Origin of the sequence: Sinorhizobium sp. CCBAU 05631 (assembly GCF_002288505.1) — a bacterium.
In the GTDB taxonomy this organism is placed as follows: Bacteria; Pseudomonadota; Alphaproteobacteria; order Rhizobiales; family Rhizobiaceae; genus Sinorhizobium; species Sinorhizobium fredii_C.
Genome location: NZ_CP023063.1, coordinates 657,554 through 671,478, shown reverse-complemented (window position 1 = coordinate 671,478; position 13,925 = coordinate 657,554). Strand labels below are relative to the sequence as shown.

12 protein-coding genes are annotated in these 13,925 nt (G+C 63.6%); 7 read left to right on the top strand and 5 right to left on the bottom strand.

The genetic code is table 11. The features are described from left to right. Nucleotides 1-43 precede the first annotated feature (43 nt). The 3 genes from SS05631_RS03165 to SS05631_RS03155 form a co-directional block, all read right to left on the bottom strand. Nucleotides 44-1,051, bottom strand: a complete 1,008-nt coding sequence (locus tag SS05631_RS03165; RefSeq protein ID WP_037413476.1) for an NAD(P)H-quinone oxidoreductase — start codon at nucleotides 1,049-1,051, stop codon at nucleotides 44-46. A gap of 81 nt (nucleotides 1,052-1,132) precedes the next feature. Continuing rightward, nucleotides 1,133-2,923: a GGDEF domain-containing protein gene (locus SS05631_RS03160; RefSeq protein WP_037413758.1), complete on the bottom strand. Its 1,791-nt coding sequence runs from the start codon at nucleotides 2,921-2,923 to the stop codon at nucleotides 1,133-1,135. A gap of 130 nt (nucleotides 2,924-3,053) precedes the next feature. Further along, nucleotides 3,054-3,602 (bottom strand): HdeD family acid-resistance protein, encoded by a 549-nt coding sequence (locus SS05631_RS03155; protein ID WP_037413474.1) that lies wholly within the window; start codon nucleotides 3,600-3,602, stop codon nucleotides 3,054-3,056. 146 nt (nucleotides 3,603-3,748) lie between these two features. Here SS05631_RS03155 and betI point away from each other — a divergent pair, with 146 nt between their 5' ends. From betI to betA, 4 genes are all read left to right on the top strand, one after another. Next, nucleotides 3,749-4,336 carry a transcriptional regulator BetI gene (gene betI, locus SS05631_RS03150; protein WP_037413471.1) on the top strand — a complete coding sequence of 196 codons (588 nt, stop codon included), beginning with the start codon at nucleotides 3,749-3,751 and terminating at the stop codon, nucleotides 4,334-4,336. A gap of 211 nt (nucleotides 4,337-4,547) precedes the next feature. After that, nucleotides 4,548-6,086 (top strand): choline-sulfatase, encoded by a 1,539-nt coding sequence (gene betC, locus SS05631_RS03145; protein WP_037413756.1) that lies wholly within the window; start codon nucleotides 4,548-4,550, stop codon nucleotides 6,084-6,086. 1 nt (nucleotide 6,087) lies between these two features. Then, complete coding sequence (gene betB / locus SS05631_RS03140; protein WP_037413469.1) at nucleotides 6,088-7,551, top strand: betaine-aldehyde dehydrogenase; 1,464 nt, start codon at nucleotides 6,088-6,090, stop codon at nucleotides 7,549-7,551. 213 nt (nucleotides 7,552-7,764) lie between these two features. Further along, complete coding sequence (betA, locus tag SS05631_RS03135) at nucleotides 7,765-9,414, top strand: choline dehydrogenase (RefSeq protein WP_037413468.1); 1,650 nt, start codon at nucleotides 7,765-7,767, stop codon at nucleotides 9,412-9,414. 59 nt (nucleotides 9,415-9,473) lie between these two features. Here betA and SS05631_RS03130 read toward each other — a convergent pair whose 3' ends face one another. Together SS05631_RS03130 and SS05631_RS03125 are read right to left on the bottom strand one after the other, a co-directional pair. Continuing rightward, on the bottom strand, nucleotides 9,474-9,959 hold the full coding sequence (locus tag SS05631_RS03130; protein WP_037413465.1) for a DUF6644 family protein: 486 nt from the start codon (nucleotides 9,957-9,959) through the stop codon (nucleotides 9,474-9,476). Further along, nucleotides 9,959-10,357 carry a DUF6152 family protein gene (locus SS05631_RS03125; protein ID WP_037413754.1) on the bottom strand — a complete coding sequence of 133 codons (399 nt, stop codon included), beginning with the start codon at nucleotides 10,355-10,357 and terminating at the stop codon, nucleotides 9,959-9,961. Before SS05631_RS03125 ends, SS05631_RS03130 begins: the two co-directional genes overlap by 1 nt. Before the next feature lie 290 nt (nucleotides 10,358-10,647). On the opposite strand from SS05631_RS03125, the gene SS05631_RS03120 reads away from it, so the two are divergent. The 3 genes from SS05631_RS03120 to cysN are packed head-to-tail and all read left to right on the top strand — an operon-like array spanning nucleotide 10,648 to nucleotide 13,898. After that, on the top strand, nucleotides 10,648-11,403 hold the full coding sequence (locus SS05631_RS03120; RefSeq protein ID WP_037413459.1) for a phosphoadenylyl-sulfate reductase: 756 nt from the start codon (nucleotides 10,648-10,650) through the stop codon (nucleotides 11,401-11,403). A 45-nt stretch (nucleotides 11,404-11,448) separates the two neighbouring features. After that, entirely contained in the window at nucleotides 11,449-12,402 is a 954-nt protein-coding gene (gene cysD / locus SS05631_RS03115) for a sulfate adenylyltransferase subunit CysD (RefSeq protein WP_037413458.1), read from the top strand. Next, nucleotides 12,402-13,898: a sulfate adenylyltransferase subunit CysN gene (gene cysN / locus SS05631_RS03110; protein WP_037413455.1), complete on the top strand. Its 1,497-nt coding sequence runs from the start codon at nucleotides 12,402-12,404 to the stop codon at nucleotides 13,896-13,898. The genes cysD and cysN overlap by 1 nt, the downstream gene beginning before the upstream one ends. Nucleotides 13,899-13,925: the final 27 nt, after the last annotated feature.

Here is a 13,925-nt window from a genome sequence, read left to right as displayed (position 1 = left end):
CCAAGGTAGTTCATGTCCGCGGCAATACAAGGGCAACCATCGTCTAATCCCTGGTAATCGTCATCATGATCTTGCCGATATGGTCGCCCTCTTCCATCAGGCGGTGGGCGTCCGCAATCTCTTCAAAGGGCAAGACCGCGTGTATGACCGGCGCGACGTCGCCTGCTTCCAAGAGCGGCCAGACCCGGCCCGCAAGTCCGTCGCGGATCGCTCGTTTCTCCTCCGCCGTACGCGGTCTCAATGCGGACCCCATCACATGCAGCCGTTTGGTCAGGATCGCGGCGATATTGGCGTCCTCGACGCGCGCCCCGCCGAGAAAGCCGATGATCGACAGGCGTCCGTCCTTGGCCAGCGAGGCGAGGTTGCGGCCGAAATAGCGGCCGCCGACCATATCGAGGATGACATCGACGCCGCGGCCGCCCGTCGCCTCGAGCACGGCGGCCTTGAAATCCTCCTCGCGGTAGTTGATCGCCCGCTTCGCGCCGAGCGTCTCGCAGGCGGTACACTTCGCCGCACTGCCGGCCGTCGCGAAGACCTGGGCGCCCAAGGCGTTGGCAAGCTGGATCGCCGTCGTGCCGATGCCGCTCGAACCGCCGTGCACGAGGATGGTCTCGCCAGGCTTCAGGCCCGCCATGTCGAAGACATTGGCCCAGACCGTGAAGAAGGTCTCCGGCAGGGCCGCGGCCTTGACCGCATCAAAGTCCTTCGGCCAGGCAAGCGCCTGCGTCGCCGGCACCGCGCAAAATTCGGCATAGCCGCCGCCATTGGCGAGCGCGCAGACCTTGTCGCCGACCGAAAAACCCGCTGCCCCCTCGCCAAGCTCGACGACCTCGCCGGCGATCTCGAGGCCGAGAACGGGGCTCGCGCCGGGCGGCGGCGGATAGTCGCCCTTGCGCTGCAGCACGTCCGGCCGGTTGACGCCGAAGGCCTCGACGCGGATCAAAATCTCGCCGGACCTAAGCTCCGGCAGCGGTCCGCGCGTAAGAACCATGTTTTCCGCGCCACCCGGGCTCGGCAAATCGACATAGGTCATTTCGGTCGGGATAGTCATGGCAGTATCCTCGCGAAGCGCTCGAAGCGCCTATACCTATAGCCGGCCCGCGGCTCAGGAAAGGCCATGCCTCGCCAAGGTTCATTCGCGGGTGATCAGTTCCAGCACCAGGCCTGTCTCACTTGCCTTGGCCCGCGCCTTGATCTCGGCGATCCTCGTGCTCACCGTCTGGCTGTCGGAGAGTATGAAACCGGCCGGCAGGACGAGCACCGCGATCGAACAGCGCATCAGCGGGAAGTCCTTCGCTCCGCCGTCACGGCCATATCCACTGATGCAACCCGCCGCCTGATGCTCCGGCGAATAGAGCTGGCGGACATCCGAACGAAAATCGTCGATGAGGCGCATCAGCTGGGCGCGAAGCTCCGCTTCGGCGAGCCCGCTCACACCGACGAAGAAGTCGTCGCCGCCGACATGGCCGAGGAACTTTTCCTCGCCGATGAAATGGCGCCGCAAAAGCGCGGCAAACAGGGTAATCGCCAGGTCACCCTTCTGGAAGCCGTAGCTGTCGTTGAAGGGCTTGAAGTCGTCGAAATCGCAATAGCAGAAATAGCGCGTCTCATCGCCGTCGAGAATGGCCTGCTGGACGTGGTCGCGGATTGCACGGTTGCCGGGCAGGCCGGTCAGCGGGTTCTGCTCCTGCGCCAGTTTCAACTGTTTCTCGTTGATGATCTTCAGGAGTGACGAGGCTGAGAGAATGCCGGCATACCGCATGTTCTCCGTCAGGATGACGCAGTCGCTGCCGTCCATGCCGGCAAAGATCTTCAGCATCTCGTCGGCCGGCGTATCGAGATCGGCGATTGGCGCCGGCGTGACGAAGTGCGAAATGCGCCGCTGGTAGATGCGGTTTTTCAGAAGATCGCGGCCGAAGGGATGATAAATCATCTCCTTCACGTGGTACTCGTGCAGGATGCCGCGCGGCTCGCCGTTGGCGTTCAGCACCGGGAAGAACGCCTGGCGCGGGTTGCGCCGGAAAAGATCGAAGACGGAATCGAGGTCATCGCTTTCCCTGACGGTCGGCAGTTGCTCGATCTCCTTGCGGATCAGGATGCTGTCCAGCGTCGACGAAAGCCGGCGGACGCCCGGCTCGAGATGCGGATAGACCGGCTGAAGCTCATTCAAGTGTGTCGTCGGGCGCGCGACGAAATAGCCCTGTATCAGGTCGCTGCCGAGATCGCGGCAGACCAAAAACTCGTCTTCCGTCTCGACCCCTTCGGCAATCACCCGGGTACCGAGCACATGCGCCATGTTGACGGTGTGGCGCAGGAGGTGCCGCTTGCGCGGGTCCCTCTCTATGCCGGAGACGAAGTGCCGGTCGATCTTCACATAGTCGACGGGCTGGTCGCAGAGCAGTTTCAGCCCGTTGAAGCCGGCACCGAAATCGTCGATCGCCAGCTTAAAGCCGCCAAGCCGCAATTGCCGGACGAGGGCCGAGAAGTCCGGGATCTTGCCGCTGTCGAAGCGCTCCGAGATCTCGAAGCAGAGCGACGACGGGGCGATATTGGCGCGCTTCAGGTGATTAACGAGGCGCTCGACGATGTCGCCCTCGCCGCCGACCAGCCGCGAGTCGAAATTCAGGAAGAGCGTACGCGACGCAAAATCCGGCAGCGTCGCGAAGGCGGCGACGGCGCGGCTGTTGATCAGATGTTCGAGGGCCAGCAATTGCCCGGCGCCCTCCGCCCTGTCGAGCAGTTCGAGCGGCGAGGCGAAGCCCAGCCGATCGAAACCGCGTAGGAGCGACTCATAGCCGAATACGGCGCCGGTGGTCGCTTCGACGATCGGCTGGAAGGCGTTTTCAATGACGAGCTTGGCAAGCGTTACGATCTGATCGTCGCCGAAGCGGCGAAACGACAGAAGTTCTGCGGCGGCGGGCATGCCGGACTCCAGGATATGACGGACGGACCGGCCGCCAGCATCGGCGGCAAGCGTCAATGAAAGCTTTCGCCAATGTGAAAGTTTTGTGAAGGCCGCTTGCGGACGGGTCTTCCTTCACGCGCGCAGCCGACTAACTCTTCACGAGAACACCGAAGGCGATCAGCGCCAAACCCTGCATGACGAGGTCTACCGCCAGAAACAGGCCGAGGATCCAGAGGCTGTCGACCGGCCAGCCGGCAGCGATGACGAGACCGGCAATCAGCGTCACAAGGCCGCCAATGACGATCCAGCCCCAGCCGCCTAGCGGACTGAGCCTGAAGCCGACCCAGATCCGGAAGGCGCCGGCGACGATCAGGGCCATCGCCATGAGGATGGTCAGGATCGACGAAGCGAGCAGCGGATTGACGAAAGCGAAAAGGCCCGCTGCCGCATAGAGACCACCGCTCAGCACCCAGAAGAGAAAGCCTCCCCAATCCTTGACCTGATAGGCCTGAGCGAGGTTGAGCAGACCGCCGATCAGCATGATGAGACCGACGTAATAGACGGAGGCGACGGTCGCCATCAGCAGATTGCCGAAGGCAATGCCGCCGGCCATGATCAGCAGCACGCCGAGCGCGACGAACCATCCCCACTTTCCCGCCACGGTCTGTCTTCCGCTGGGATCGAACGTGTTGGTCATATTCAACCTCAGTCCAGGCGACGAGCACGAGCGCTACCTCGTGATTGAGCCGGATTTCCAAGCAAAAAGAAAGGGAAAAAGCATGTGGATTTTTATTGATTGATGCATCAATCAAAAATAGACTGCCTCACGAAGGAGCTCGGGAGATGCCGAAAATCGGAATGGAGCCGGTGCGCCGCAAGGCGCTGGTGGACGCGGCGCTGCGCGTGATCGGCGATCAGGGAACGCTTGCCGTCACCATGTCCGACATCGCCCGCACGGCCGGCGTCTCGCCGGCGCTGGCGCATCACTATTTCGGCAGCAAGGATCAGTTGCTGATCGCCACCATTCGCAGCCTGCTCGGGCAGTTGCGCCGCGACGCCGTAGCCGCGATCCGGGCAGCACGGACACCGCGGGAAAAGCTGAGCGCGCTGATCCGTGTCAGCTTCCGGGCCGACCAGTTCGCCCCCGAGACGGTCGCCGCCTGGCTCGCCTTCTATTCCGAGGCGCAGCGCTCCGAGGACGTGCGGCGCCTTCTCGTCATCTATGCGCGGCGGCTGCGCTCCAATCTGCTCGCCAGCCTCAAGGCGCTCTGCCCGGCTGATGACGCGGAGCGTATTGCCGAGGGCGCGGCTGCGATGATCGACGGACTTTACATTCGGCAAAGTCTGAAATCGGCGCCGATCAGCATCGAGGCTTCGATCGCGCTGACGGAAGATTATGTGAATGCGCATTTGCGGGCGCGTGGTGGGTGAGCTTGTGGCCCCTCAACTCCGTTCTCGCGAATTGGTCGCCCCTCATCCGGCTGCCGCCACCTTCTCCCCGCTCGCAGGGAGAAGGGATATGCCGCACCGCCCTGTCCCCTCTCCCCGCCTGCGGGGAGAGGGCTAGTCCTCGGGTTTAACCCGAGCAGAGGGGCAAAACTCAGAGCAAGATGTGGAACTGAACCATCAAGGAACCGACAACGTGACCGCCAGGAAGCCGAATATCCTGATCATCATGGTGGACCAGCTGAATGGGACGTTCTTCCCGGACGGTCCCGCCGACTTCCTGCATGCGCCCAATCTGAAGGCGCTCGCCGACCGCTCGGCGCGCTTCCGCAACAACTACACGTCCTCGCCGCTCTGTGCCCCGGCGCGTGCGTCTTTCATGGCCGGGCAGTTGCCGAGCCGCACGCGCGTCTACGATAATGCCGCGGAGTACCAGTCGTCGATCCCGACCTATGCGCACCATCTGCGGCGGGCGGGATACTACACCGCGCTTTCCGGCAAAATGCACTTCGTCGGTCCGGACCAGCTGCACGGCTTCGAGGAACGGCTGACGACCGATATCTATCCGGCCGATTTCGGCTGGACGCCGGACTATCGCAAGCCCGGCGAGCGCATCGACTGGTGGTATCACAATCTCGGCTCGGTCACCGGCGCCGGCGTCGCCGAGATCACCAACCAGATGGAGTACGACGACGAGGTGGCGTTTCTGGCGAACCAGAAGCTCTACCAGCTTTCGCGGGAGAACGACGACAAGGACCGCCGACCCTGGTGCCTCACCGTCTCCTTCACCCACCCGCACGACCCCTATGTCGCGCGCCGAAAATTCTGGGACCTCTACGAAGATTGCGAGCACCTTCGGCCGAAAGTGGACGCCATCCCCTTCGAGGAGCAGGATCCTCATTCGCAGCGCATCATGCTGTCCTGCGACTACGAGAACTTTGAGCTGACCGAGGAAAACATCCGCCAGTCGCGCCGCGCCTATTTCGCCAATATCTCCTATCTCGACGAGAAAGTCGGGGAGCTCGTCGATACGCTGGCGCGGACGAGGATGCTCGACAACACGCTGATCCTCTTCTGCTCCGATCACGGCGACATGCTCGGCGAGCGCGGCCTGTGGTTCAAGATGAACTTCTTCGAAGGCTCGGCGCGCGTGCCGCTGATGGTGACCGGACCGGGCGTCACGCCGGGTCTGCATCTGACGCCGACATCGAATCTCGACGTGACGCCGACGCTGGCCGATCTGGCCGGTATTTCGATGGATGAAATACAGCCCTGGACCGATGGGGTCAGCCTCGTGCCGATGATCAACGGCGCGGAGCGCACCGAGCCGGTGCTTATGGAATATGCGGCAGAGGCTTCCTACGCGCCGCTCGTCGCGATTCGCGAGGGCAAGTGGAAATACGTCCACTGCACGCTCGATCCGGACCAGCTCTACGACGTCGATGCCGACCCGCTGGAACTCACCAATCTTGCGGAAAAGCCGCGCGGCCCCGTCGATCAGGCGACGCTCGCCGCATTTCGCGACATGCGCGCCGCCCATTGGGACATGGAGGCTTTCGACGCCGCCGTGCGCGAAAGCCAGGCGCGTCGCTGGGTGGTCTACGAGGCGCTCCGCAACGGCGCCTATTACCCCTGGGATCACCAGCCGCTGCAGAAGGCATCCGAGCGCTACATGCGCAACCACATGAACCTCGACAATCTCGAGGAATCCAAACGCTATCCGCGGGGAGAATGAGATGAAAGCCCAACCGAAAGCCTCGCACTTCATCGATGGCGAATATGTCGAGGATGCGGCCGGCACGACGATCGAGAGCATCTATCCGGCGACCGGCGAGGTGATCGCCCGGCTGCATGCGGCAACGCCGGCAATCGTCGAGAAGGCAATAGCGGCGGCGAAGCGGGCACAGCCGGAATGGGCGGCGATGAGCCCGACGGCGCGCGGCCGCATCCTCAAGCGCGCCGCCGAGATCATGCGCGAGCGCAATCGCGAGCTCTCCGAGCTTGAGACGCTCGACACCGGCAAGCCGATCCAGGAGACGATTGTCGCCGACCCGACCTCGGGCGCCGACAGCTTCGAGTTCTTCGGCGGCGTCGCGGCCGCCGCGCTCAACGGCGACTATATCCCGCTTGGGCAGGACTTCGCCTATACCAAGCGGGTGCCGCTCGGCGTCTGCGTCGGCATCGGCGCCTGGAATTACCCACAGCAGATCGCCTGCTGGAAGGGTGCGCCGGCGCTCGCTGCCGGCAATGCGATGGTGTTCAAGCCGTCGGAGAACACGCCGCTCGGAGCGCTGAAGATCGCCGAGATCCTCACAGAGGCGGGGCTGCCGAAAGGGCTCTACAATGTCATCCAGGGCGACCGCTCGACCGGCCCGCTGCTCGTCAACCATCCCGACGTCGCCAAGGTGTCGCTGACCGGCTCGGTGCCGACCGGAAAGAAGGTGGCAGCGGCCGCAGCGGCCGAACTGAAGCACGTCACCATGGAGCTCGGCGGCAAGTCGCCGCTGATCGTCTTCGACGACGCCGACCTCGAAAGCGCCATCGGCGGCGCCATGCTCGGCAATTTCTATTCGACCGGCCAGGTCTGCTCCAACGGCACCCGCGTCTTCGTGCAGCGGAAGATCAAGGAAGCGTTCCTGACGCGACTCAAGGAGCGCACCGAGGCGATCGTCATCGGCGACCCCATGGACGAGGGGACGCAACTCGGGCCGATGGTGTCGAGGGCGCAGCGCGACAAGGTGCTCTCCTATATCGACAAAGGCAAGGAGGAAGGTGCGCGGCTCCTCACCGGCGGCGGCATCCCGAACGATGTGAACAGCGAAGGCACCTATATCCAGCCGACCGTCTTTGCCGACGTCACCGATGAGATGACGATCGCCCGCGAAGAAATCTTCGGGCCGGTGATGTGCGTGCTCGACTTCGACGACGAGGCCGAGGTCGTCGCCCGGGCGAACGCGACCGAGTTTGGTCTCTCCGCCGGCATCTTCACCGCCGACCTCACCCGCGCCCACCGGGTGATCGACCAGCTCGAAGCCGGCACGCTGTGGATCAACGCCTACAATCTCGCACCGGTGGAAATACCCTTCGGCGGCTCGAAGCAGTCCGGCTTTGGGCGGGAGAACTCGATCGCGGCGCTCGATCACTATACCGAGCTCAAGACCGTCTATGTCGGCATGGGGAAGGTAGAGGCGCCGTACTGAGAGTTTGCAATAGCCCCTCACCCTAGCCCTCTCCCCGCTCGCGGGGAGAGGGAATACCGCGCCGCATACGCTCGCCTCGTGGAGGAGACAGGGTTTTGGGCGGGGTCAGAGGGGAGCGAAGTCGGCAACCGCAAGTCCCTTCTCCCCGCAAGCGGGGAGAAGGTGGCGGCAGCCGGATGAGGGGCGTACTCGACACACAAGAAAGACACTAGAATGCAGGCAGATTTCGTCATCATCGGTTCCGGTTCGGCAGGCTCGGCGCTCGCCTATCGCCTGTCGGAGGACGGCAAGAATTCGGTCATCGTGCTGGAATTCGGCGGATCGGACTTCGGTCCGTTCATCCAGATGCCGGCCGCGCTCGCCTGGCCGATGAGCATGAACCGCTACAATTGGGGCTATCTCTCCGAACCGGAGCCGCACCTCAACAACCGGCGCATCACCGCGCCGCGAGGCAAGGTGATCGGCGGCTCCTCCTCGATCAACGGCATGGTCTATGTGCGCGGCCACGCGGAGGACTTCAACCGCTGGGAAGAACTCGGCGCGCAGGGCTGGGCCTATGCCGACGTGCTTCCCTATTTCAAGCGGATGGAGCATTCGCACGGCGGCGAGGACGGCTGGCGCGGCACCGATGGACCCCTGCACGTACAGCGCGGCCCGGTCAGGAACCCGCTGTTCCACGCTTTCGTCGAAGCCGGGAAACAGGCCGGTTTCGAGATGACCGACGACTACAACGGCTCCAAGCAGGAAGGCTTCGGGCTGATGGAGCAGACGACCTGGCGCGGCCGGCGCTGGTCGGCCGCTTCCGCCTATCTGAAGCCGGCGCTGAAGCGCCCAAATGTCGAGCTGATCCGCTGCTTCGCCCGCAAGGTCGTCATCGAGAACGGCCGTGCCACCGGCGTCGAGATCGAACGCGGCGGCCGCATCGAGATGGTCAAGGCCAACCGCGAAGTGATCGTCTCGGCCTCCTCGTTCAACTCGCCGAAACTCCTGATGCTCTCCGGCATCGGACCGGCCGCGCATCTGAAGGACATGGGCGTCGAGGTCAAGGTCGACCGCCCCGGCGTCGGCCAGAACCTGCAGGACCACATGGAGTTCTATTTCCAGCAGGTCAGCACCAAGCCCGTCTCGCTCTATTCCTGGCTGCCCTGGTTCTGGCAGGGCGTCGCCGGGGCCCAATGGCTGTTCTTCAAGTCCGGCCTCGGCATTTCCAACCAGTTCGAGGCCTGCGCCTTCCTGCGTTCGGCGGCCGGCGTCAAGCAGCCCGACATCCAGTACCACTTCCTGCCGGTCGCGATCCGCTATGACGGCAAGGCGGCGGCGAACACGCACGGCTTCCAGGTGCATGTCGGCTACAACCTGTCGAAGTCGCGCGGCAGCGTCACGCTGCGCGCCTCCGACCCAAAAGCCGATCCGGTGATCCGCTTCAACTATATGAGCCATCCCGAGGATTGGGAGAAGTTCCGCCACTGCGTGCGCCTGACGCGCGAGATCTTCGGCCAGAAGGCCTTCGACCAATATCGCGGGCCGGAAATACAACCCGGCGAAAAGGTCCAGACGGACGAGGAGATCGACGCCTTCCTGCGCGAGCACCTGGAAAGCGCCTACCACCCCTGCGGCACCTGCAAAATGGGTTCGAAGGACGATCCGATGGCGGTGGTCGATCCGGAAACACGGGTGATCGGCGTCGACGGCCTGCGGGTCGCCGACTCCTCGATCTTCCCGCATGTCACCTATGGCAATCTCAACGGCCCGTCGATCATGACCGGCGAGAAGGCCGCCGACCATATCCTCGGCAAACAGCCGCTCGCCCGCTCGAACCAGGAGCCCTGGATCAACCCGCGCTGGGCGATCAGCGATCGCTAGAGCAGTTGCCGGAAAAGTGCATAGCGGTTTTCCGCCCGAAATTGCGGAATTTCAAAGCACTACTCCAGCAGGAAGCCGATCCAGCGGCCGGCGATGACGGCGCCCGTCCAGACGATGATGGACAGCAGCGCCGAGAGGCGGATCCTGAGCGAAATCGGTCCCCCCTTGACCCCGGCGCGCCACTGCGGCGCCAAGTGCAACAAGGCCGCATTGGCGACGCCTAGGGCGAGCAGCGTCATCTTGATTAGAAAGGCGGCATTGCCGGCATATTCGAGCGGATTGACACTGAAGAGGCAGAAGCCGGTGACAATCGCCAGCGCCACGCCAACGGCCGCGGCGTGCGAGAGGAAGGGTCCGACCACCTCGATCGGCACCTTCCTGAAGCGGCCGAGAAGTCTGAGGTCCAGCGGCAGAATTGCGCCGACAATGATCCCGATCGACAGGATATGGGCGGCATTGACGAAGATGTAGATGATCGCAGAGCGCCGTATCGCCAAGGCGAAGGGCAGCGCCCCGATCCCCTCAAGCAATTCGACGCCGGTCATCAATTCGTCTGAATGCGGTCCGGATAGATGTCATAGACCTTTCCGGCCACCGTGATCCGAACCGCCTTCATTCTCTTCTCGTTGTGGTCAAGCGAGCGGTTGCCAAGCGCGACGATCTGATCGCCGACCTTCGCAACGCCCTCGACGAAGCCGGAGCGCTCGGTCAGCCGGGGATTGCCGAGTTCGACCAGCCAGATGCCGTCATTCTTCGTCTCGACCCGAAGCGTCGGATGCGGCGGCGCCATCGATATCTCGCGGATCGTTCCGGAGAGCTCGACCTGGTCGGCCTCCGCCCAGGACCAGCCGTGGTGAGCATAGGCGCCGGTCACCAGAAGCAATCCTAGGACGCTTCCCAAGGCGGCTCCAAGGGCGGCGCGCCTGGACAAGGACTGGACCATCTCCGTCTCCTTCATTCTCCCGATCGCTCAAGCACAAAGCTGGAGCAGCCGGTGCGAAAGGACAGAGCCTTCAACAATTCTTGAACGGTCCGCCCTGTCGGCTCCGGCAGAGGAAGGTATCCTCGCGTCCTCTCGCCGCATGAAGATAATCTAGTAAATTACTAGGTTTTCTTAGAACTTTCTGGATCAGAGAGATATTTGCTCTGATCCTTGAGCAATAGAAATCCGTTTTTCTGTCCTTTGTCACAAACGGCTGCGATATTCCGTTCAAATTGCAACAGGATGCAGCCATGACGACGCAACCTCTCGAAGCCGAAGCCAAGGCCCTGAACGACAAGCTCGAAAGCCTCGATCTTGCCGGGCGCCTGGCGCTCGTCGCCGGTCTTGAAGGCCGGGCGGTCTTCACGACGTCGCTCGGCATCGAGGATCAGGTCATCACCGCTGCGATCGGCACCAACCGTCTCGACATCGAGGTCACCACGCTGAAGACCGGCAGGCTCTTCAACGAAACGGTCACCCTGATCGAGGAGACCGAGGAAACCTACGACATTCTGATCAAACGCTACCATCCCGAAAAGGCCGATATCGACGCCTATGTGGCGCAATACGGCATGAATGGCTTCTACGAGAGCGTCGAAGCCAGGCATGCCTGTTGTGGCGTTCGCAAGCTGAAGCCGCTTGCGCGTGCGCTCGAAGGGGCAAGCTACTGGATCACCGGGCTGCGCCGCGGCCAGTCCGGCAACCGTGCCACCACGCCCTTTGCCGAGGCCGACCTCGAGCGCGGCCTCATCAAGATCAATCCGCTGGCGGATTGGGATATCGAGACGATCCGCGCACATGTCGCCGCAGAGGCCATTCCCGTCAACCCGCTGCACGGCCGCGGCTATCCGTCGATCGGCTGCGAGCCCTGCACGCGCGCCATCAAGCCGGGCGAGCCCGAGCGGGCCGGCCGCTGGTGGTGGGAGAACGACGAGAAGCGCGAATGCGGCCTGCACGTAGCGGAAGCGGCTTCCTCCATCATCCCCAATGCCAGCAGCGCCGCCTGAGGCAGCGCCGCCGCCAAGAGACAAGTATCCTCCCCGGAGTTCGAAATGCCCCACACCCATCCGGAAACGGAATTGCATAACCCGCAGAGCACGAAACCGCCGCTTGATCCGCATCTGAAGGCCCTCGAAAACGAAGCGATCCACATCTTCCGTGAGGTCGCTGCCGAATTCGAGCGCCCGGTGATGCTCTATTCGATCGGCAAGGATTCGTCTGTCCTGCTGCACCTGGCGCGCAAGGCCTTTTATCCCGGCCGCGTCCCCTTCCCGCTCCTGCATGTCGATACCGGCTGGAAGTTCCGCGAGATGATCGCCTTCCGCGACGAGATGGTCGAAAAATACGACCTCGATCTCGTCGCCCACACCAATCCGCGCGGTGCGGCCGAGAACGTCACGCCCTTCACGCACGGTTCGGCGCTCTATACCGACATCATGAAGACGGAAGCGCTGCGTCAGGCGCTCGACGCCGGCCAATACGATGCCGCCTTCGGCGGCGCGCGTCGCGACGAGGAAGCGAGCCGCGCCAAGGAGCGCATCTATTCCTTCCGCACGCCGGACCATCGCTGGGACCCGCGCAACCAGCGCCCCGAGCTCTGGAACGTCTATAACGGCATGATCCGCAAGGGCGAGAGCGTGCGCGCCTTCCCGCTCTCCAACTGGACCGAGGTCGACATCTGGCGCTACATCCAGGCGGAAGAGATCCCGATCGTGCCGCTTTACTTTGCCAAGAAGCGCCCGATCGTCGAGCGCGACGGCATGATGATCCTCGCCGAGGACCCGCGCCTCGAGCTGCTTCCGGGCGAGACGAAGCGCGAGGAGGTCATCCGCTTCCGCACGCTCGGCTGCTTCCCGCTGACGGGCGCGATCCGCTCCAACGCGACGACGCTCGACGACATCATTTCCGAACTTGAAACCGCGACCGTCTCCGAACGCCAGGGCCGCGCCATCGACCGCGACCAGGCGGGCTCGATGGAAAAGAAAAAACGCGAAGGATATTTTTGATGACCGCACCGGCACTAGCGAATGCAGCCCTGGACGAAACGGCCGTTGCCCTCCCGTCGCAGGAACCGGCTCGGGTCGCGCGCGATTCCCGCCCGCTTCGCCTCATCACCTGCGGCAGCGTCGATGACGGCAAGTCGACGCTGATCGGCCGGCTGCTCTGGGACACCAAGGCGGTCAAGGAAGACCAGGCCGCGAGCCTTCAGCGCGATTCCAAGGGCAAGCAGAACGATCTCGGTCTGCCCGATTTCGCGCTGCTGCTCGACGGCCTGCAGGCCGAGCGCGAACAGGGCATCACCATCGATGTCGCCTATCGCTATTTCTCGACCGACAAGCGCTCCTTCATCGTCGCCGACACACCCGGCCACGAGCAATATACCCGCAACATGGCGACCGGCGCCTCGACCGCCGATCTCGCCGTGCTGCTCGTCGATGCACGCGTCGGCCTTTTGGAGCAGACCCGCCGCCACGCGACGATCGCGACGCTGATGGGCATCAAGCAGTTCGTGCTGGCCGTCAACAAGATCGACCTGACCAACTACGACCGCAGCCGCTTCGAGCAGATCTCGCACGAGTTCAAGGAACTCGCCCTGTCGCTCGGCGTCCGTCAGGTCACCGCGATCCCGGTCTCGGCGCTGAAGGGCGAAAACGTCGTCTATGACGGCCGCGCGTCGATGCCGTGGTACGAGGGCCCGACGCTGATCGAGGTACTGGAACTCGCCACCACCCGCTCGGCGCAGACCGTCGGCTTCCGCCTACCGGTGCAGCGCGTATCGCGCCCGGGCGAAAGCTTCCGCGGCTATCAGGGCACGGTTGCCGGCGGTTCGGTGAAGCCCGGCGATTCCGTCGTGATCCTGCCGTCCGGCATGGTCGCCAACGTCACCAAGATCGTTACCTTCGACCTGGTGCGCAATGCGGCCGTCGCCGGCGACGCGATCACACTGGTGCTCGACCGCCAGGTGGACGTGTCGCGCGGCGACATGATCGCGGCGATCGACAGCCAGCCGATGACCGGGCTCGCCTTCGACGCCCAGCTCGTGGCACTTCAGGCCGAAGGCATCCAGCCGGGCAAGCGCTATTGGCTGAAGTCCGGCAGCCGCCGCCAGCGCGTGCAGGTGCAGCCGATCAGTCAGCTCGACCTGAAATCCGGCAAGTGGAACCATGCGGACGAGCTGCCGATGAACGCCATCGGCAAGGTGCACCTCGCCTTCGACGAGCAGGCGATCTTCGACGCCTATGAGCAGAACCGCACCACCGGCGCCTTCATCCTGATCGACCCGGACACCAACAACACGGTGGCCGGCGGCATGATCACTGCTAAGCGAGCGGCCATCGGCGGCATCCATACCGAGGACAGCCGCGTGATCCTGTCGCTGCCGGCCGACCTTGCCGACCAGCTGATGGCCACGGAAATCTTCGCCGGCCGCCGCGAGGATGCGGAAGTCCGCCGCCTCACCGCCGCCAGGGCGATCGAGATCATCGACACGATCGACGAGTGAGCGGGAATATCCAAGACGTGAAAAGGG